Source organism: Acidovorax sp. AC410, from assembly GCF_979253235.1.
On sequence record NZ_CEEDCG010000001.1, the window covers coordinates 4,500,164 to 4,518,761 of the forward strand.

At 66.4% G+C, this 18,598-nt stretch carries 14 protein-coding genes; 7 read left to right on the top strand and 7 right to left on the bottom strand.

What is annotated here, in order from left to right; all coding sequences use genetic code 11:
* Positions 1-88: 88 nt before the first annotated feature.
* From AC0IZS_RS20855 to AC0IZS_RS20875, 5 genes are all read right to left on the bottom strand, one after another.
* Positions 89-328, bottom strand: a complete 240-nt coding sequence (locus AC0IZS_RS20855) for a hypothetical protein (protein ID WP_471637364.1) — start codon at positions 326-328, stop codon at positions 89-91.
* A gap of 17 nt (positions 329-345) precedes the next feature.
* Positions 346-1,899: a DUF4331 domain-containing protein gene (locus AC0IZS_RS20860; protein ID WP_471637365.1), complete on the bottom strand. Its 1,554-nt coding sequence runs from the start codon at positions 1,897-1,899 to the stop codon at positions 346-348.
* Positions 1,900-2,142: 243 nt separating this feature from the next.
* Positions 2,143-5,232 carry an efflux RND transporter permease subunit gene (locus AC0IZS_RS20865; protein ID WP_471637366.1) on the bottom strand — a complete coding sequence of 1,030 codons (3,090 nt, stop codon included), beginning with the start codon at positions 5,230-5,232 and terminating at the stop codon, positions 2,143-2,145.
* Positions 5,229-6,344, bottom strand: a complete 1,116-nt coding sequence (locus AC0IZS_RS20870; RefSeq protein WP_471637367.1) for an efflux RND transporter periplasmic adaptor subunit — start codon at positions 6,342-6,344, stop codon at positions 5,229-5,231. Before AC0IZS_RS20870 ends, AC0IZS_RS20865 begins: the two co-directional genes overlap by 4 nt.
* 87 nt (positions 6,345-6,431) lie before the next feature.
* On the bottom strand, positions 6,432-7,049 hold the full coding sequence (locus AC0IZS_RS20875; protein WP_471637368.1) for a TetR/AcrR family transcriptional regulator: 618 nt from the start codon (positions 7,047-7,049) through the stop codon (positions 6,432-6,434).
* Positions 7,050-7,162: 113 nt separating this feature from the next.
* Here AC0IZS_RS20875 and AC0IZS_RS20880 point away from each other — a divergent pair, with 113 nt between their 5' ends.
* From AC0IZS_RS20880 to AC0IZS_RS20890, 3 genes are read left to right on the top strand one after another with little or no spacing between them, the layout of a single operon-like run.
* Positions 7,163-8,629, top strand: coding sequence for an efflux transporter outer membrane subunit (locus AC0IZS_RS20880; protein ID WP_471637369.1), 1,467 nt, complete (start codon positions 7,163-7,165; stop codon positions 8,627-8,629).
* 58 nt (positions 8,630-8,687) lie between these two features.
* Positions 8,688-9,518: an oxidoreductase gene (locus AC0IZS_RS20885; protein WP_471637370.1), complete on the top strand. Its 831-nt coding sequence runs from the start codon at positions 8,688-8,690 to the stop codon at positions 9,516-9,518.
* 28 nt (positions 9,519-9,546) lie between these two features.
* The gene (locus AC0IZS_RS20890) at positions 9,547-10,599 is read left to right on the top strand and encodes a LysR family transcriptional regulator (RefSeq protein ID WP_471637371.1); all 1,053 of its coding nucleotides are present in this window, start codon (positions 9,547-9,549) and stop codon (positions 10,597-10,599) included.
* A 31-nt stretch (positions 10,600-10,630) separates the two neighbouring features.
* Here AC0IZS_RS20890 and AC0IZS_RS20895 read toward each other — a convergent pair whose 3' ends face one another.
* Positions 10,631-11,182 carry a PadR family transcriptional regulator gene (locus AC0IZS_RS20895; RefSeq protein ID WP_471637372.1) on the bottom strand — a complete coding sequence of 184 codons (552 nt, stop codon included), beginning with the start codon at positions 11,180-11,182 and terminating at the stop codon, positions 10,631-10,633.
* Between the two features lie 182 nt (positions 11,183-11,364).
* On the opposite strand from AC0IZS_RS20895, the gene AC0IZS_RS20900 reads away from it, so the two are divergent.
* From AC0IZS_RS20900 to AC0IZS_RS20915, 4 genes are read left to right on the top strand one after another with little or no spacing between them, the layout of a single operon-like run.
* Complete coding sequence (locus AC0IZS_RS20900; protein ID WP_471639560.1) at positions 11,365-13,389, top strand: oxidoreductase; 2,025 nt, start codon at positions 11,365-11,367, stop codon at positions 13,387-13,389.
* Between the two features lie 29 nt (positions 13,390-13,418).
* Entirely contained in the window at positions 13,419-13,859 is a 441-nt protein-coding gene (locus AC0IZS_RS20905) for a nuclear transport factor 2 family protein (protein ID WP_471637373.1), read from the top strand.
* 39 nt (positions 13,860-13,898) lie between these two features.
* On the top strand, positions 13,899-15,602 hold the full coding sequence (locus AC0IZS_RS20910; protein WP_471637374.1) for an AMP-binding protein: 1,704 nt from the start codon (positions 13,899-13,901) through the stop codon (positions 15,600-15,602).
* A gap of 20 nt (positions 15,603-15,622) precedes the next feature.
* Positions 15,623-16,876, top strand: a complete 1,254-nt coding sequence (locus AC0IZS_RS20915; protein WP_471637375.1) for a GIY-YIG nuclease family protein — start codon at positions 15,623-15,625, stop codon at positions 16,874-16,876.
* Positions 16,877-17,057: 181 nt separating this feature from the next.
* Here the strand turns inward: AC0IZS_RS20915 and AC0IZS_RS20920 are convergent, their stop codons facing one another.
* On the bottom strand, positions 17,058-18,590 hold the full coding sequence (locus AC0IZS_RS20920) for a sensor histidine kinase (RefSeq protein ID WP_471637376.1): 1,533 nt from the start codon (positions 18,588-18,590) through the stop codon (positions 17,058-17,060).
* Between the last annotated feature and the right edge of the window lie 8 nt (positions 18,591-18,598).

Below are 18,598 nucleotides of genomic sequence, written 5' to 3' on the forward strand. Positions count from 1 at the left end.
GGGGATGGCGGGCCATGGCCCGCATGGGCGCTGGCCGCGCGGAGAGGAGGCAATCCATCCGCACGGCCAGGCCCCCGGGGGGCAGGGATCACAGACGGGTGTCTGGCTCGTCGGTGTCGCTGGTGGACAGCACCAGCTGTTCCACGGCCACGGGTTCCGCCGTGTCCTGCACGCTGGCCGCAATCGGCTGGGTGTAGGCAAAGGCATTCACCGCGCCGGCGCCGCCATCGGGCCCGGCGTTGTCGCTACCGCCGCCGCCGCCGCAGGCGGTCAGCGCCAGCGCTCCCATGGCCACCAGGGCGGCCTTTTGCATCGTGATGTTGGGCATGGTGTGCATCCTTCGCATCAGAAGTTCTTGGCGCCAGGCAGCGGCGTGTTCACGTAGGGGAAGGCGGTGCGGTAGTCGGTCGCCTTGGTGCGCGCGCCATCCACGAACTCGACCGCGCCGGCAGGCGCATCGGCGGGCTTGCAACCCACCTTGAGCGCATCGCTCGCACCCGTCAAGGTGCACAGCGCACCCATGGCCACGCGCAGCGAGACGTCGACCACGTCATCACCCAGGCGGCGCCCGTTGGGGAAGCCGGCGGCATCGCCCGCCACCACGCCCAGCGAGTTTTGCGCGCTGGCTGGGGTGGCTGCAATGCCGGTGTTCAGGCGCAGCATTTCTGCCAGCGGCCCGCCGGTGCCCAGTGCCGTGATGTTGCCCGGGCGGTTGACGGTGGGCAGGCCCGTGAGGAAGGCCGTCATCAGGTCGGTGCGCGGGAAGTTGGTGGGCGCCTGCGCGCCGAACAGCACCTGGACCAGGGCTGGCAGCGTGGGGTGGGTCACGTAGTCCGCGAAGTTGGCGGCATCGTCCTTGGGCTTGGACGCATTGAACTTGTCCTTGTCCTTGAGGCCGATGACGACTTCATTCACCAGGGGCATGCCCAGGCGCGACACCTGGGTCCAGGCGCCGCCAGCCTTTTCGCTGGCCTGCAGGCCGGAGTCGGGCTTGCCGTTGAGCACACGGGCCTGGCGCAGGCTGGCCGTGGTCCAGCCGCCGATGACCTTCTCGCCCGATGCGGCGGTCAGGCAAGCGGTGGGCATCTCGACGGCGAGTGAGGTGACGTTCTTGTTGGCGATCTGGCCCGCGCCGAAGGCCGCCGCGTTCGATTCGCTGGTGATCACGACGGCAGGGGCGTTCACCAGGTCGAAGATGGTGCCCAGCGACACCGGGAAGGGGTCCTGCCGCTGGCCCACGAACACCTTGCCCGGCGTGGAGCAGCCGGGCACGTTGATGCCATACACATACTTGCCGGCATAGGCGTCGTAGGCGGCAGCGTTGCCCAGCGACTTCTCGCCGATGTAGTCGATGGGCTTGGTGAAGGTGGCACCGCCACCGGCCATGGTGATCTGCTCGCGCTTGCCGGTGCGCCGGTCGCCCCGCACGATGAACATCTCGTACTCTTCACGGTACGACACCGGGTCTGCCGCCGCGCCCGTGATCCCGCCCGCATTGCGCAGCGGTATGGCCACCTTCTTGCGGGCGCCGTCCGGGCCGATGTCCAGCGTGATGCCGGCCCCGCCGTTGTTCAGCGTGTTCTTGAAGCGGAACTGCAGGGTGATGTCTTCTGCCGCATCGCCGTTGTTGTCGATGTGGATCTCGTACAGCGCATTCGGGTCCAGGCTGAAGTAGTTGGGCCCGCCATAGGGGTCCTGCAGCGGCAGGTAGTTGGCGATCATGGTGACGAAGCCGCCACGCCCCGCCTCATAGCTGTTGAAGAGATAAAAGTCCGCACCATCGACCTTGGGCTGGGTCGTGATGAAGGGCGCCTCTCGGTGGCTGGATGCCAGGCTGACGCCGGCAGTGCAGGCGGCAAGCGCCGCAAGCGCTACCAGACTGATTTTCCTGATGTGCATGAAGATCTCCTCGTGGGTGTTCGGCCGTGAGCGCAATAGCTCGCCTGCTGATACGCCCGGGACCTTCGGGTGGATGCACCTATCTGCGTATGCAAGGGTTAACCCCTAAGTATTGCGCCACGCGGCGCCAGGTGCGCTCACCGTAGCAGCCCGCAAGGTCAACGGCTTGCGCGCGTGAAGCCGTGGTGCGGTGAATCAGGGCGGTCTGCGCACCCGCCCTCCGGGTCTGTAGGGGCCCCAAGGTCACGCCAGTGACGCCGCCGCTTTGTGCGTGGCGTTGCCCGGCCTGATACGGAACCAGATGGAGTACATCGCCGGCAGAAACACCAGGGTCAGAACCGTCCCGGCCAAGGTGCCGCCGATCAAGGTGTAGGCCAGGGTGCCCCAGAACACCGAATGGGTCAGCGGGATGAAGGCCAGTATGGCGGCAAGGGCCGTGAGGATCACCGGTCGCGCACGCTGCACGGTGGCTTCCACCACGGCGTGGAACGGATCCAGCCCCTCCTTTTCGTTGTGGTGGATCTGGCCGATCAGGATCAGGGTGTTGCGCATGAGGATGCCCGACAGCGCAATCAGGCCGACCAGCGCATTGATGCCGAACGGTTGCTGAAAGAGCAGCAGGGTCGGGACCACCCCGATCAGCCCCAGCGGGCTGGTCAGGAAGACCATGACCATCGCAGACATGGAGCGCACCTGCAGGATGATGATCAGCAGGGTGATGGCCAGCATGATGGGGAACAGCGGCAGCATGGCATCCGTCGCCTTGCCTGACTCCTCTACCGAGCCTGCTTCGGCAATGCGATAGCCGCTGGGCAGTTGGTCGATGATGGTCTGCAGCTGCTCGGTGATCGCTGCCGACACGTCCGGCGGCTGCAGGCCATCGGCAATGTCGCCATGGACGGTGATGGTGGGCATGCGGTCGCGGCGGCGCATGACAGGCTCTTCCATGCGCACCTCGACCTGGCCGACCTGCGACAGCGCAATGCGCTGCCCGTTGGCACCGGCCAGCGTGAAATCGGCGATCCTGGCCGGGTCAAGCCGGGTGTCCCCGGCCGAGCGGGCCACCACCTGCACGGTGCGGATGTCCTCGCGCACGGTGGTGACCGGCACGCCGCTCAGCAGGAACTGCAGCTGCTGCGCCACGGCGCTGGAGGTCAGGCCCAGCGCCTGCAGGCGGTCTTGCTGCAAGCTGAGATGCAGCGTGGGCGTGCGTGTGCCCCAGTCGGTATTCACCGTGCGCATCAGCGGGCTGGCCTGCATGACCTGCTGCACCTGTTCGGCAATGCCGCGCAGCGTGTCCGGCTCTGGGCCGATGACCCGGTACGCCACAGGAAACGGCGAGTAAGGGCCAAAGACGAGTTGGGTGACGCGCACGCGTGCCTCGGGTGCAAGGCCGTCGGCAATCGCCTGGCGCAGCCGCTGTTTCAGCGCGTCGCGTTCATCCTGGCCATCGGTGCGCACCACGATCTTGGCAAAGGAGGGATCGGGCAGCTCCGGCCCCATCGCAAAGTAAAACCGGGGCGCGCCCTGGCCGATGTAGGCCGTGACGATTCTGGACTCCGCCTGCGTCGCCAGCCAGGCCTCGACCTTGCCCGTGGCGGCGCTGGTCTGCGCAATCGACGTGCCATAGGGCATCTGCACCTCCACCAGCACCTCGGGCCGGTCCGAGATCGGAAAGAACTGCTTCTTGACCAGCCCCATGCCCAGCACTGCGGCGACAAAGAGCCCCGCCACCGAGCCGGCCACCAGCCATTTGCGCGCAATGGTGCGCTCCAGCACGCGGCGCAAGCGGTTGTAGCGCGGCGTGTCGTACAGGGCGCCGTGGCCCCCGGCCACCTGCTTGAAGTCGGGCAGCAGCTTGACGCCCAGGTAGGGCGTGAACGCCACCGCGACTAGCCAGGAGGCGATCAGCGCGATGCCGACGATCCAGAACATGTTGCTGGTGTATTCGCCCGCCGTGGACTGGGCGAAGCCGTTGGGCATGAAGCCGACGGCCGTGACCAGCGTGCCCGACAGCATGGGCGCTGCGGTGTGGCTCCAGGCATAGGCGGATGCCTCGATGCGGCTGTAGCCTTCCTCCATCTTCACCACCATCATTTCGATGGCAATGATGGCGTCGTCCACCAGCAGGCCCAGCGCCAGGATCAGCGAGCCCAGGGTGATGCGGTCGAAGTTCTTGCCGCTCGCGGCCATCACCACGAAGACCATGGCCAGTGTCAGCGGCACAGCGGCTGCCACCACGATGCCCACGCGCCAGCCCATGCTCACGAAGCACACCACCATCACCACCAGCAGTGCCACGAAGAACTTGACCATGAATTCGTCCACGGCAGAACTGATGTTGACCGACTGGTCCGTGACCTTGGTGAGGCTCACTCCCAGGGGCAGATCGGCGCTGATGGCCGCCACCTCGCTGTCCAGCGCCTTGCCCAGGTCGAGCCCGTTCCAGCCATCGCGCATGATGACGCCCAGCAGCAGTGCGGGCTCGCCTGCGTTGCGGACCATGAACGTCGCCGGGTCTTCACTGCCGCGCGTGACCGTGGCGATGTCCGACAGTTTCAGGGTGCGGCCTTGCGCCGCCACCGGCGTGTCGCGGATCTTCTGCAGTTCGTCGAAGGCGCCATCGAGGCGGATGAACACCTGCGGCCCCTGGGTGTCCACCGAGCCCGCCGGTGTCAGTGCATTCTGGCCATGGAGTGCGGCGAACAGGTCCTGCGGGCTCACGCCCAGCGTGGCCAGGCGCTCGTGCGAGAACTCGACAAAGATGCGCTCGGACTGCTCGCCGACGATGTTGACTTTCTTGACCCCTGGCACCCTGAGCAGCCGCTGGCGCAGGGTTTCCGCGTCGCGCACCAGCAAGCGCTGCGGCATGCCCTGGGCCTTGAGTGCGAACAGCGCGAAGGTGACGTCGGCATATTCGTCGTTGATCATCGGCCCGATCACGCCCGGCGGGAGGTTGCCTGCCTCGTCGCCGACCTTCTTGCGGGCCTGGTAGAACTGCTCCTGCACTTGCGACGCGGGGGTGTTGTCCAGCAAGGTCAGGGTCGTGAAGGCCAGCCCAGGCCGGGTGTAGGTCTCGGTGCGGTCGTACCAGCGCAGCTCCTGCAGGCGCTTTTCGATCTTCTCGGCCACCTGGTCCTGCATCTCCTGCGCGGTGGCACCGGGCCAGGCGGAGATGATCGTCATCACCTTCACGGTGAAGGCCGGGTCTTCCGCGCGCCCGAGCTGAAAGAAGGCCACCAGTCCGGCCAGCGAAATCAGGCCGATCAGGAACAGGGAGACCGAGCGCTCGCGCACTGCGAGCGCCGACAGGTTGAAGCGGCTTGCACTCACGGGCGCGCTCCTTCGCTGCCGGTGGCAGGCGCCGGGCCTGCCACCCGGACCTGGGCGCCTTCGCTCAGCAGGTGGGCGCCGAGCGCGACGATCCGATCGCCGGGCTTGACCTCACCCGCGATGCGTGCGCTGTCATCGCCCAGGTGCTGTATGGCCACGGGGCGCCAGGAGACTTTTTCCGGTGTGCCGCCGATGAGCCACACGCCCGGACCCTTGCCCGCATCGAACAGCGCGCCCATGGGCACCTGCACACCGCCTGGCTCAGGGCGCTGCGCATCTGGCATCTGAAGGGTGACCGTGCTGCCCAGTGGCGCGCTGGACAGCGCGCCCTCCAGCACATACCGCGCCTCGAAGGTGCGGGTCTGCCGGTCTGCCGTATCCGACAGTTGCCGCAGCCGGGCAGCGACCACCACGCCGTCGCTGCCGAACAGCCTGGCCTGCGCTGCGGAGCCGATCGCAGGGCGAAGCGTTTCGGGCAGATGGATGATGGCTTCGCGGCGGCCCGAGTGGGCCAGGCGCACCACCACCTGTGCGGCGCTGACGACCTGGCCCGGCTCGGCCAGCGTTTCCATCACCACGCCGTCGCCATCGGCCGCCAGTAGCGCATAGCGGCTCGCGTTGCGGGCAACGTCCGCCTGGGCCTCGGCCGCGCTGAGCTGGGCCTGCGCCGCATCGGCCGCCGCCTTGGCCTGGTCGTAGGCCGACGCCGAGATCGCCCCCGTACCGCGCAGGTCGCGGTAGCGGGCCTCTTCGTCCGCTGCCTGCGTTGCCCGCGCCCGGGCTGCAGCCACCGCCCCCTGCTGCGCAGTGGCCGCAAGCGCCAGGTCGATGGGGTCGATGCGCATCAGGGGCTGGCCGCGCTTGACGGTCTGCCCCGCATCCACCAGCCGCTCCAGCACCTTGCCCGGCACCCGGAAACCCAGATCGCTCTGCACCCTGGCGGCCACGGTTCCGGTGAACGAGCGCGATGCGGGTGCAGCCCCCTGGACCGTGGCTACCCGTACCAGCGGCGTCTGCGTGCGGGGATCTGGCGGCGCTGTCTTGCCGCATGCGGCCAGCACGAAAGGCAGTACACAGAGAACGGTGGAGGTAGCTAGGGTGCGCCGGAGCATGAAAGTCCCATTGACGAAGTGATCAGGACTTTCATTTTGAAACTAGTGACTAATTTAGTCAATAGTCACGACTGTGTTTGCAAGGAATCAAGGTGAGAGGCTGCGCAGCACCAGGCTGGAGAGTTGCACGGGCGCCTCGTCCGTGTACTGCAGGCTGTGCTGCAGAAGCAGGGGGTTGATGTAGGGGTGCATGACGAGGTAGATCGCCTTGGTGGTCTCGTCGAGGGGTGTCTTGCGCTCGAAATCGCCGCTTTGCCGGCCTGCCTGCAGGACCTCCTGGAGCAGTTTCTGGATGCGCTCTTCATAGGCAACGACCGATTGCCAGTTTTCCGTGGCGGCCGATGCCGCGATCTCGTAGAGCTTGCGGTCTTGCGAGAACAGGCGAAGGCTGGCCTCGATGATGACCTTGAACATGCGCCTGAGCTTCTCGGGTGGCTGGTCGGTCTGCGCCACCGCGGCGCTGACCTCGGCTTCGATCTGGTGCAGGCAGTTGGCGCAGATCATTTCGCCAATGGCCTGCTTGGACTCGAAAAACTTGTAGATGTAGGCCTTGGAGAATTCGATCGCCTTGGCGAGGTCGGAGACGGTGGTCTTCTCATAGCCGTAGCGGCTGAAATGCTCGGTGGCGGCGACGACGATTTGATCGCGCACCTCGTGGTCGGCCGGACCGCGGGCGGAAATGGAGGGGTTGCTCGCTTTCTTCATGGGGTGGAGCTTACGACACCGCAAAAGATTGGACAACTTGTGACCATTTGGTATTATGGTCACTATCGTGCTTTGCCACCTGAGTTGCTTTTGCCCTGCTTTGGAAGAACCCTATGCCGCCCAAAAATACCCTCGCCATCCTCACTCTCGCCAGCCTCGGTCTGCTGTCGGGCTGCGCCGTCGGTCCCGATTACGCCCGGCCCGCGGCCCCCGTGCCCGATCAGTTCATGGGCCAGGCCGCGATGGATCGGCGGCATGCGGCCGCCAGTGCGGAGCTGGCCACCTGGTGGACGGGCTTTGGTGACCCGCAACTGACCCGGCTGGTGTCGCTTGCCCTGGACCAGAACCTGGACATGGCGCAGGCCTCGGCGCGCGTGGCACAGACGCGGGCGGGGTTCGGCGCCGCGCATGCCGCGTTGCTGCCTTCGGGCAATGTCACCGGCCAGGCGGCCCGGGCCTACCAGTCCGTCGAAACGCCGCTGGGCCGTGTCCTCAACTCATCCCCCGGCTTCGAGCGCGAGGGCAGCGCCTACCAGATCGATGCCGGTGCCAGCTGGGAGCTGGACGTGTTCGGCGGCCTGCGCCGTGGGCGCGAGGCTGCGCTGGCGGACTACCGCGCCACCGAGGCGGGCGCGGTGGCCGCGCGCCTGACCGTCGCAGCCAAGACGGCGGACCTTTACATCAGCATCCGTGGGCTGCAGACCCGGCTCGGCGTCGCGCAACGGCAGGTGCAAAAGCAGCAGGAGTTGCTCGCCATCGTCTACCAGTTGTATGGCAAGGGCCTGGCGGCCGAGCTGCAGGTGATGCAGGCGCAAGGGGCTCTGGCGCAGGCCAGAGCGTCGGTTCCCGCGCTGGAGGCAGCGCTGGACGCCGCCGCCAACGCGCTGGATGTGATGCTGGGCTCGCCGCCCGGCACCTACCGGGCAGAGTTGGCACAGGCGGGTGCGATCCCGGTGGCGCCACGGATCGGGGCCACCGGCTCCCCGGCGGACCTGCTCAGGCGGCGGCCAGACCTGATCGTGGCCGAGCGGCGCCTGGCGGCATCCAGCGCGCGCATCGGTGTCGCCGTGGCCGAGTACTACCCCAAGCTGTCGCTGGGTGGTCTGGTGGGCAGCGCGACATCGGTGTCCGGGAGCAATTTGTTCACCAGCGGCGCGAGCCAGGCGGCCGGTGTGCTCGGCCTGCGCTGGCGCCTGTTCGACTTTGGCCGTATAGAAGCGCAGATCGCCCAGGCCAATGGCCAGGAGGCTGAAATGCTGGCCGCCTACCGGTTGGCCGTTTTGCAGGCCTGCGAGGATGTGGAAACCGCCTTCTCTGCGCTGGTCAAGCGCGAAGAGCAGGCGGGCGTGCTCGACCAGGGCGTTGATTCGCTCGGTCGCGCGCGTGACGCATCGGTTGCGGCGTACCGCAAGGGGGTCGTCAGCCTGGTCGAAGTCCTCCAGGCCGACCAGCGCGTGCTGGGTGCCTCTGATGCGCTGGCCCAGGCGCAAACGGATGCTGCGCGCGCAGCCGTCGCGGCCTTCAAGGCGCTTGGCGGCGGCTGGCAATCGACGGACCTTGGTGCCGTGGCCACCAGGTAGAACCCCGTCAAACCATGGTCCGCAGCGCACCGTGGTACCCCATGTAGCAAACCAACCCATGAAAGAAATCATGATGAAAAAGAAACAGCCCGGTGTCGCGCTGGTCGTTGGCGCATCGACCGGAATTGGCCGCGCAACTGCGCAAACCCTCGCGCGTGCCGGTTACCTGGTCTTCGGAACGAGTCGCAAGCCAACCGAAACCCCGCCCCTTGGCACCACGATGCTCGTCTGCGACGTGACCGATGGCGATTCGGTCAGACGGATGGTCAACGAGATCATGCTCCAGGCTGGGCGGATCGATCTGGTGGTCAACAACGTCGGCCAGAGCCTGATCGCCGGTGCGCAGGAGTCTTCGCCAAAGCAGGCGCGAGATCTGTTCGACGTCAACTTCTTCGGGATGGTCCGCGTGGTCAACGAAGTCCTGCCCATCCTGCGCAGGCAGGGCCGGGGCCGCATCGTCAACATCAGTTCAGTGGCCGGGTTCCTGCCGGGGCCGTTCACGGCCTTGTACAACGCATCCAAGCATGCGGTGGAAGGGTATTCCGAATCGCTGGACCACGAACTTCGCGCCTTTGGCATCCGCGTCGCCTTGGTCGCTCCAGCCTTCACTCGCACCCATCTGGAGGAGCGGGGGATGCAGCCGGACCAGCCCCTTGAGGCTTACGAGGATGGGCGCGCCGCCATGAACACCACCTGGCGCAACGGCATTGCGGCCGGCGACTCTGTGGAGGACGTGGCCGCCGCCGTGGTGCAGGCCGCCACCGATGACGCGCCCAAAAGCCACTATATGCCGGGGAAGACCGCAGGCAAGCTGCGCCTCATGCGCCGCTTTGTGCCCGAAAAGGCCTTTGCCGCGAGCTTTCGCAAACAGATGGGCCTGCCCGGGTGAATTCGCAGCGCGGCACAATCTGCGCGTCTTGGCCCGCCTGGATGACCTCTGGGCTGGCTCGGACCGCTGCCAGGTGGCAAGCGTCCTTGAACATGCGAAAGAAAGAGCTGGCGGCATGAATCGACTGAACGCGATGGAGTATTTTGTGCACGTCGTGGAGGAGGGCAGCTTTGCCGGGGCGGCGCGCAGGCACAACGTGTCGCCGCAACAGATGACCCGTGCCGTGGCCGAACTCGAGGAGCACCTGGGCGCGCGCCTGATCAACCGCACCACGCGGCGCATTGCGCTGACCGACCAGGGCGAGCGTTACCTGGATCGGGTGCGCCAGATACTTGCAGAGGTGCTGGAGGCAGAGTCGCAGGCCAACGCCGCCACGTCAGAGCCGCGCGGCAAGATTCGGGTGCTGTTGCCGCCCGCATTTGCAGCGCACCAGCTTGCCAAGCATCTGCCCGAGTTTCGGCGCCGATATCCCCAGGTCGGCATCGAGCTGGCAGCGCCCGGCCCGGTGGAAACGGTGGACGAGTCGTTCGACGTCACCATCATTGCCCGCACCTCGCCCTTGAGCGGTGATTTCATCGCCCGCCCCCTGGCCCTGAGCGAGGTGATACTTTGCGCTGCGCCCGGCTACCTCGAGCAGCGGGGCAGGCCGCGCATGCCCAGCGACCTGTCCGCGCATGACGCGATCATTCCGCCCATCGGCAACGAGCTTTATTTCATGCAGGGCAACGGTGCCGATGCGGCGAAATCCGAGCGGGTGAAGGTAGCGATGCTCCAGCCCGTCTTGAGCACCTCGCACATCGACACCATGTACGCTGCGGCACTGGCGGGCCTGGGGATTGCGGGGCTTCCTTCGTTCGTCGTCGCGGATGCGCTGAAAAACAAGGCACTCGAGCGCGTCCTGACCGACTGGCGCCTGTTCTCCATTGCCATCTACGCGGCCATGCCGACCCGCATGCACATACCAGCGCGCACGCGCGTCTTCCTCGACTTTCTGGTGGAGACCTTCAATGGAGGCGGCGGAACCACCGATCCCTGGTTGGCCGCGACGCGAGCAACACATTCGCATGGGAATGGGCTTTGAAGGGCTCTCAAAACCATAGTCTAGGGCCCCCTTAGGCATCCGAAGATGAGGACGGCGGCCCGCCCAGTATCTCCAGTGCCTCCTTCGATATCGCCAGCGACAGCTCCTCCTGCAGGATGCCGGCCTTGAGCACCAGGTGCTGCAGGCGGCGCTCGCGGCTCAGCTCCTTGCCCACAAAGTCGCGCTGCTCGATGCGCTGGTAGACGGCCAGCTTCTCCTGGTGCAGTGCCATGAGGCGGGCGATTTCCTTGTCCAGCCCGGTGGGGCCGATGGCGGCCTCGGCGCGCAGGCGCACCATGAGTTCGTCGCGCAGGGGCGTGGGGTCGTGCTGCTCGGCGATCCAGCGGCGCAGCTCCTTGCGGCCTGCGGGCAGCAGGCGGAACTGGCGCTTGCGGCCGCGGCCCGTCTCGGCCGGCAGGGCCTCGATCCACAGCGCCTCTTCAAGCCGCGCCAGCTCGCGGTAGATCTGCTGGTGCGTGGCGTGCCAGAAGTAGCCGATGGACTTGTCGAAGCGCTCGGCAAGCTCCGAGCCCGAGCAGGGGTGCTCGACCAGGGCGGTGAGGAGGGCATGGGGCAGGGACATCGGGCGGAAGGAGGCGGCCAGGAATTCGGAATCCCCGATCTTGCCTGAATCGCGGAGGGCTTCATTTGTTTCTGCAACCAGTTGCATAAACAGTGCGTCAAGGCTATATTTGTGCAACTGGTTGCATAAACAAAAGGAGACCCACGATGAACGCCGTCCTCGCACCGACCCGGGAGCCGTCCATGGCTTCCCCCTATCCCCACCTGCACGCCCCGCTGGACCTGGGCTTCACCACGCTGAAGAACCGTGTGCTCATGGGCTCCATGCATGTGGGGCTGGAAGAGGTGGCCAACGGCTTCGAGCGCATGGCCGCCTTCTACGCCGAGCGGGCGCGCGGGGAGGTGGGGCTCATCGTGACCGGTGGCATTGCGCCCAACGAGCGCGGGCGGCCCATGCAGGGCGGGGCCATGCTGGTCAACGAGCACGAGGCCGAGCAGCACCGCAAGGTGACTGCCGCCGTGCATGCCGAGGGCGGCAAGATCGCGATGCAGATCCTGCACTTCGGCCGCTATGCCTACCACCGCGACCTGGTGGCCCCGAGCGCGCTGCGCGCACCCATCAACCCCCATGTGCCGCATGCGCTCACGGCCGACGAGGTGGAGCAGACCATCGAGGACTTCGTGCGCTGCGCCGCGCTGGCCCAGCATGCGGGGTATGACGGGGTGGAGGTCATGGGCTCCGAGGGTTATCTGATCAACGAGTTCATCGCCGCGCGCAGCAACCAGCGCGACGACGTATGGGGCGGCAGCTACGCCAACCGCATGCGCTTTCCCGTAGAGATCGTGCGGCGCACGCGCGAGCGGGTGGGCCCCAACTTCATCATCATCTACCGCCTGTCCATGCTCGACCTGGTGGAGGGCGGCTCCACGCTGGCCGAGGTGATTCAATTGGCCCAGGCCATCGAGGCGGCGGGCGCCACCATCCTCAACACCGGCATCGGCTGGCACGAGGCGCGCATACCAACAATAGCCACCAAGGTGCCGCGCGCGGCCTATGCCTGGGTGACCAAGCAGGTGATGGGGCAGGTGGGAATACCGCTGATCACCTCCAACCGCATCAACACGCCCGAGGTGGCCGAGCGCCTGCTGGCCGAGGGCTGCGCCGACATGGTCTCGATGGCACGCCCGCTGCTGGCCGATGCCGACTTCGTGCGCAAGGCGCGCCAGGGCCGGGCCGACGAGATCAACACCTGCATCGCCTGCAACCAGGCCTGCCTGGACCACACCTTTGGCGGCAAGATCACGAGCTGCCTGGTCAACCCCCGCGCCTGCCACGAGACCGAGCTGGTCATTGCCCCCGCCGTTGCCAAGAAGCGCATCGCCGTGGTCGGCGCCGGCCCGGCGGGGCTGAGCTTTGCCGTCACCGCCGCGCAGCGCGGCCACGCGGTGGTGCTGTTCGATGCGGGCAGCGAGATCGGCGGCCAGCTCAACATCGCCAAGCAGGTGCCGGGCAAGGAAGAGTTCTACGAGACCCTGCGCTACTACCGCCGCCAGCTGGAGCTGCATCGCGTTGATGTGCGCCTCAATACCCGCGTGGCCGCGCAGGAGCTGGCGGGCCAGGGCTATGACGAGGTGGTGGTGGCCACAGGCATCCGCCCGCGCACGCCCGACATCGAAGGCATCGCCCACCCCAAGGTGCTGAGCTACCTCGATGTGCTGCGCGACAAGAAGCCCGTGGGCCAGCGCGTGGCCGTGATCGGCGCGGGCGGCATCGGCTTTGACGTGGGGGAGTACCTCACGCATGAAGGCGAGAGCGGGGCCCTGGCGCCCGCCAAGTTCAACGACGAATGGGGCATCGACACCGGCTATGCCCAGGCTGGCGGCCTGCGCGCCGCGCAGGTGGAGCCGCCCGCGCGCCAGGTGCACCTGCTGCAGCGCAAGGCCAGCAAGGTGGGCGACCAGCTGGGCAAGACCACGGGCTGGATCCACCGCACCTCGCTGAAGGCGCGCAACGTGGGCATGAGCTCGGGTGTGGCCTACGACCGCGTGGACGACGCCGGCCTGCACATCCGCATCGACGGCCAGCCGCGCGTGCTCGACGTCGACCACATCGTCGTCTGCGCCGGCCAGGAGCCCCTGCGCGAACTGTACGACGCGCTGCTGGCCGCGGGCCAGAGCACGCACCTCATCGGCGGCGCCGACGTGGCCGCCGAGCTCGATGCCAAGCGCGCCATCCTGCAGGGCACCACGCTAGCCGCCTCCATCTGATTCAACACACTCACCCCAGGAGACATTCCATGACCGAAGCCTTGAAGAACATCCACCCCGCCGTCGCCCGATCGCTCGACACCTGGCACCACATGGTGGCCAGCCGCGACCTGTCGAACCTGCTGTCCATCGTGCACCCCGATGCGGTGTTCCGCTCGCCCATGGCCAACACGGCCTACACCTCGGCCCCGGCGCTGATGCTGGCCCTGTCCACGGTGATCCAGGTGTTCGAGGACTTCACCTACCACCGCCAACTGGCCACCGACGACGGCCTGAACATCGTGCTGGAATTCAGCGCGCGCGTGGGCGACAAGCAGCTCAAGGGGATCGATCTGGTGCGCTTCAATGAAGCAGGGCAGATCACGGAATTCGAGGTCATGGTGCGGCCGTTGAGTGGCCTGCAGGCGCTGGGGGCCGAAATGGGGGCGCGGCTGGGTGACAAGTTGCCGGCGTTCAAGGCCAAGACCTGACGCGTTCATAAAAAAGAGAAAAGACAGGAGACAACGCCCATGACCGCCACTACCGCGCCGCCGCCGTCCATGCCCTGGGAGGGCTCCTACCCCGAGGCCCTGCGCAACTACCAGCTCGACCTGGCGGCGCTGCCCGCCAATGCCGCGCAGCTGGCCGCGCAGGCCGCTGCCGACCATGGGGGGCAGCCGGCATTCACCTTCGTGCTGCCCACGGGGGCCAACGTGGTGCGCAGCTTCAGTGAGGTCGATGCCCTGTCCGACGCGTTTGCCGCCTGGCTGGTGCGCGGGCAGGGGCTGCAGGCGGGCGAAGTGATCGCGCTGCAGATGCCCAACTGCCTGCACTACCCGATTGCCGTGTTCGGCGCGTGGAAGGCCGGGCTCATCGTGACCAACGTGAACCCGCTGTACACCGGGCGCGAGCTGCGCCTGCAGCTTGAAGACAGCGGTGCCAAGCTGCTGCTGGTGTGCGACCTGTTCCTGCCGGTGGCGCGGCCCGTGGCCGAGGCGCTGGGGGTGCCGGTGCTCACCGCCAGCCTGTGGGACTTTTTCGAAGAACCCGTGGCATCGGCCATCCGCGCCAAGATGGCCGGGCCTGCCGACCCAGCCGCCACGCCGCTGCCGCGCATGGCCGATGCGCTGGTGCGCGGGCAGGCACTGGCACCCATCGACCGGCGCAGCCACCCCGTGGCGCTGTACCAGTACACGGGCGGCACCACCGGGCGCAGCAAGGGCGCGGTGATCACGCACGGCAACATCGTGGCCACCTTGCGCATCACGCGCGATTTTCTAGACGCCTACGATGGGCCGAAGCGCGGCGAGACGATGCTCACCGTGCTGCCCATGTACCACGTGTTCGCCTTCATGGTGAATTTTCTGGTGTTCTTTCAGGTCGGCGCGCGCAACCTGCTGGTGCCCAGCCCGCGCCCTCTATCCAACCTGCAGAAGACCTTCGAGCAGTTCGAGGTGCAGTGGACCGCCGGCGTGGACACGCTGTTTGCCGGCCTGCTGGCCGAGCCCTGGTTCCAGGCCAGGCCACCGAAGCTGCGCTACGCCTTCTCGGGCGGCACGGCCCTGCGCAGCTCCACGGCACAGGCTTGGCAGGCCGTGGTCTGCCCCATCCTGGAGGGCTATGGCATGACCGAAACCTCGTGCATCGTCTCGTGCAACCCGCCCTCGGCAACACCGCGCCTGGGCACCGTGGGCGTGCCCATGCCGGGCTGCCGCGTGCGCGTGGTCGATGACCAGGGGCGCGACCTGCCCCAGGGCGAGCGCGGCGAGCTGCTGGTGCAGGGGCCGCAGGTGGTGGGCGGCTACCTGCATGCGCCCGAGGACAGTGCCAGTGCGCTGGTGGGCGGCTGGCTGCACACCGGCGACATCGCGCAGCTGGAGGAGGGCGGTTTCATCCGCATCGTGGACCGCAAGAAGGACATGATTCTCGTCTCGGGCTTCAACGTCTACCCCAACGAGGTGGAGGATGTGCTCGCTGCCCACCCCGACATCGCCGAGGCCGCCGTCATCGGCGTGCCGGATGCCGGCACCGGCGAGGCCGTGCGCGCCTTCGTCGTGCCGCGCAACCCGGCGCTGACCGCCGAGGACGTGGAGCGCCACTGCCGCACCCAGCTCACCGCCTACAAGGTGCCGCGGCAGATCATTTTTCGCGATCAACTGCCCAAGTCGCCGGTGGGCAAGATCCTGAGGGCGTTGCTGCGCGAGGCGGTGAGAGGTGCTTTTAAGGGGGAATAACGTTGGCGCGGCCAACCATAGTGATTTCGATCCTGGTTGAGGAGATCGTCATGGAAAATCGTGATGACCTCCGCATGATGTGGCATGGTACGGAAGGCAGGGAAGGGTGTGGCCAAGAAGTATTGGTGGTACTGATCTCCACGTCTCTTGGCAGACCATCCGCTACCATGGAATTTTTCATGGAGGGCCTGATGGGATTGCATGAGGGTTCGTTCAAGCAGCGTTGCAAAGAGCTGGGGATCAACTACTGGCGAGCTCTTAAACGGCGTGAGGCGGGCATGCCGGAGGAAAAAATCTTTGCACCTGAGTCGGTGCGCAGTCAGAAGGTGACGAATACAGCGGTCACCGTGCACGGGGTGTTCTACCCAAGCATCAAGGCCGCCTGTGACGAGCTTCGACCGCCGGCAAGCGGCACAACGATTGAGCGCTGGATCAAGAGTGGCGCCACTCCTGAAGATGCTTTTGCGCGTGTCCCGAACCCTGGCTATCGCAACGGGATCATCTACTGCATCACGCATCTCGCTAGCGGCCGCAAGTATGTTGGACTAACAGTCCAGTCATTGAAGCGGCGGTGGAAGTACCACGTTGAGCAGGCGGCGGCAGGGTATATCAAAGGAGATGCGTCACTTCATGCTGCAATACGGAAATACGGCGCGGTAGCATTCGACATCCAGCAGATAGATGCGGGCACGACGAAGAACGGGCTGGAGGCCAAGGAGCGACATTGGATTGTGGTACTTGGCACAATTGCTCCGGGCGGCTTCAACCTTGACCCTGGCGGAGTCAGCGGTGGTTCAAGTGCGAAGCCGCAGACGGTGGATGGAATCCGCTTTGCGAGTACTGGCCTTGCTGGGGCGTACATCGCTGAAAAATACGGCATCTCCGAACACGCGGCGAAGAAACGACTGCTCGTTGGGCGTGTCGCGGTGCGCAAACCCGCGAAGCCCGGCACCAGTTTGGTTAAGAGCAAAGTCTACAAGGCGTGGAGTGCCATCATCCATGGAGCGATGAACCCGCGTTCGAAAGACTACCAACCGAACGTTGAGCTTCACGAGGCTTGGCGAATGTTTGATTCTTTCCTTTTGGACGTTGGCCACTCTCCTGGGCCTGAGTTGTGTTTCGCCAGGGTGGACAAGTCAAAGGGATTTGTGCCGCCGAACTGTCGCTGGATGTCCAAGAGTGAGGCCAGCAAGATCAATGCGGCCTACATGAAGGCGACTGGACGACTCACCGGAAGGCCTGCCCGAACCCGGAATGGCATAGAGCCTTCTTAGGTAGGGTAGATGGGATGGGCATGTGGCGGCCACCTGTGCGAGGACATGGTTGACGCTTTCGGCTAACTTCTCTGGATGTTTGTGTGTCGGAGTTCTTTGAGTTGGCGCGGAAAGAAGTGCGAAAAAAAGAGGACCGGGCCAGGCAGGCGCGGTCCTCCTTTTCGTGGCGGGAACAAGCGTTCTACACCTTGTCCTCCGCCCGCCGGCGCGGCAACTGGCGCTTGACGGCGGGGCGCTGCAGGCGCTGCTTGGGGTCCACCCCATCGGGCAGCTCGCTGGCGCGCTGCAGCTGGATGTGGGCCACCAGGCCGCCGGTGCTGCTGTTGGCCAGCGCGAAGATGCCGCCCATGCGCTGCACCGTCTTGTCCACGATGGACAGGCCCAGCCCCGCGCCGGCGGCGGCGGTGCGGGCCGAGTCGCCGCGGAAGAAGGGCTTGGTCAGGTTGGACAGTTGCTCGGGCGGCACGCCCAGGCCGTGGTCGCGGATCTTGACCAGCACCCAGTTCTCGCGGCCCTTGGCGACGATGTCGACGTTGGCCACGCCGGTGTCGTCGCCCTTGCCGTAGCGGCGCGCGTTCTCCAGCAGGTTGGAGATCACGCGGGCCAGCTCCACCTCATCGGCCAGCACGTTCAGGTCCTCGGGGATGCTCATGGCGATCTGCAGCTCGCGGTGGTCCTGCACGGCGTACACGCACGACGACACCACGGCATGCAGGTTGACGGGCGTGAGGGTCACGTGGTCGGGCCGCGCGTAGTCGAGGAACTTGTCGATGGTGGCATCGAGCTGCACGATGTCGGCCACCATGTGCTCGCGCGCCACATCGTCGTTTACGCTCATCTCGGTTTCAAGCCGCAGGCGCGCCAGCGGCGTGCGCAAATCGTGCGAAATGCCGGCCAGCATCACCGCGCGGTCCTGCTCCAGCTTGGCGAGTTTCTGCGCCATGCGGTTGAAGCCGATGTTCACCTCGCGGATCTCGCTGGTCACCACTTCTTCATCCAGGTGGCTGGCGGCAAAGTCGCCGTCGCGCACGCGGTTGGCGGCGTACGACAGCTGCTTGAGCGGCCGGTTGATCAGCCGTGCAATGGCCGCCGCCCCTGCCAGCGACAGCGCGCCCGCAGTGATGAGCCAGATGAGCCAGGTGCGCCCACCCGCAGGGCTGAAGCGCGAGCGGTCCATCAGCAGCCAGTTGGGGTCGCCGTTGATGTTGAAGCCGACCCACAGCCCGGGCTCGCCATTGACGCTCTGGGCCACGATGGTGTCGGGCCCCAGGCGCTGGGTGAGTTCATCCGTGAGGCGGTTGCCCAGCGCCGTGCCGTCGAGCAGGGCGAACTGGTCCTTGGGTTCGCGCGGCAGGATGCGCACACCCTCCTGGTCGGCCATGGTCTTGATGAGCGAGACGCGCGCGATGGCGTCCGAATGCACCAGCGCGGCGCGGCTCAGGTTGACCAGGGATGCGATCTGCTGCGCGGTGTGCAGCGTGCGCGGCTCGAATTCGAGCGCGCGCAGCGTCTGCAGCCACGCCAGGATGCTGCCCACCAGCAGCAAGGCCAGCAGGAAGAAGGTGCGCCAGAAGAGGTTGAGCCCCACGCGCGCCTTTTGCTCGCGCGCCAGGCGCACCGCTTCGAGCGGGGCCGGGCTGGTGGCATCGGTCGGCGCGGTCACGGAGGGAGAAGGGTGCGGTGCAGACCGCCCCTTGGCGCCGGAAATCGACATATCCCTCG

Bases quoted from the DNA above. Each gene is read 5' to 3' on its own strand.
- AC0IZS_RS20900 (WP_471639560.1), top strand. From the start codon at position 11,365: ATGGCTTCCCCCTATCCCCACCTGCACGCCCCGCTGGACCTGGGCTTC.
- AC0IZS_RS20880 (WP_471637369.1), top strand. From the start codon at position 7,163: ATGCCGCCCAAAAATACCCTCGCCATCCTCACTCTCGCCAGCCTCGGT.
- AC0IZS_RS20905 (WP_471637373.1), top strand. From the start codon at position 13,419: ATGACCGAAGCCTTGAAGAACATCCACCCCGCCGTCGCCCGATCGCTC.
- AC0IZS_RS20910 (WP_471637374.1), top strand. From the start codon at position 13,899: ATGACCGCCACTACCGCGCCGCCGCCGTCCATGCCCTGGGAGGGCTCC.
- AC0IZS_RS20855 (WP_471637364.1), bottom strand. From the start codon at position 328: ATGCCCAACATCACGATGCAAAAGGCCGCCCTGGTGGCCATGGGAGCG.
- AC0IZS_RS20895 (WP_471637372.1), bottom strand. From the start codon at position 11,182: ATGTCCCTGCCCCATGCCCTCCTCACCGCCCTGGTCGAGCACCCCTGC.
- AC0IZS_RS20885 (WP_471637370.1), top strand. From the start codon at position 8,688: ATGAAAGAAATCATGATGAAAAAGAAACAGCCCGGTGTCGCGCTGGTC.
- AC0IZS_RS20870 (WP_471637367.1), bottom strand. From the start codon at position 6,344: ATGCTCCGGCGCACCCTAGCTACCTCCACCGTTCTCTGTGTACTGCCT.
- AC0IZS_RS20860 (WP_471637365.1), bottom strand. From the start codon at position 1,899: ATGCACATCAGGAAAATCAGTCTGGTAGCGCTTGCGGCGCTTGCCGCC.
- AC0IZS_RS20875 (WP_471637368.1), bottom strand. From the start codon at position 7,049: ATGAAGAAAGCGAGCAACCCCTCCATTTCCGCCCGCGGTCCGGCCGAC.
- AC0IZS_RS20920 (WP_471637376.1), bottom strand. From the start codon at position 18,590: ATGTCGATTTCCGGCGCCAAGGGGCGGTCTGCACCGCACCCTTCTCCC.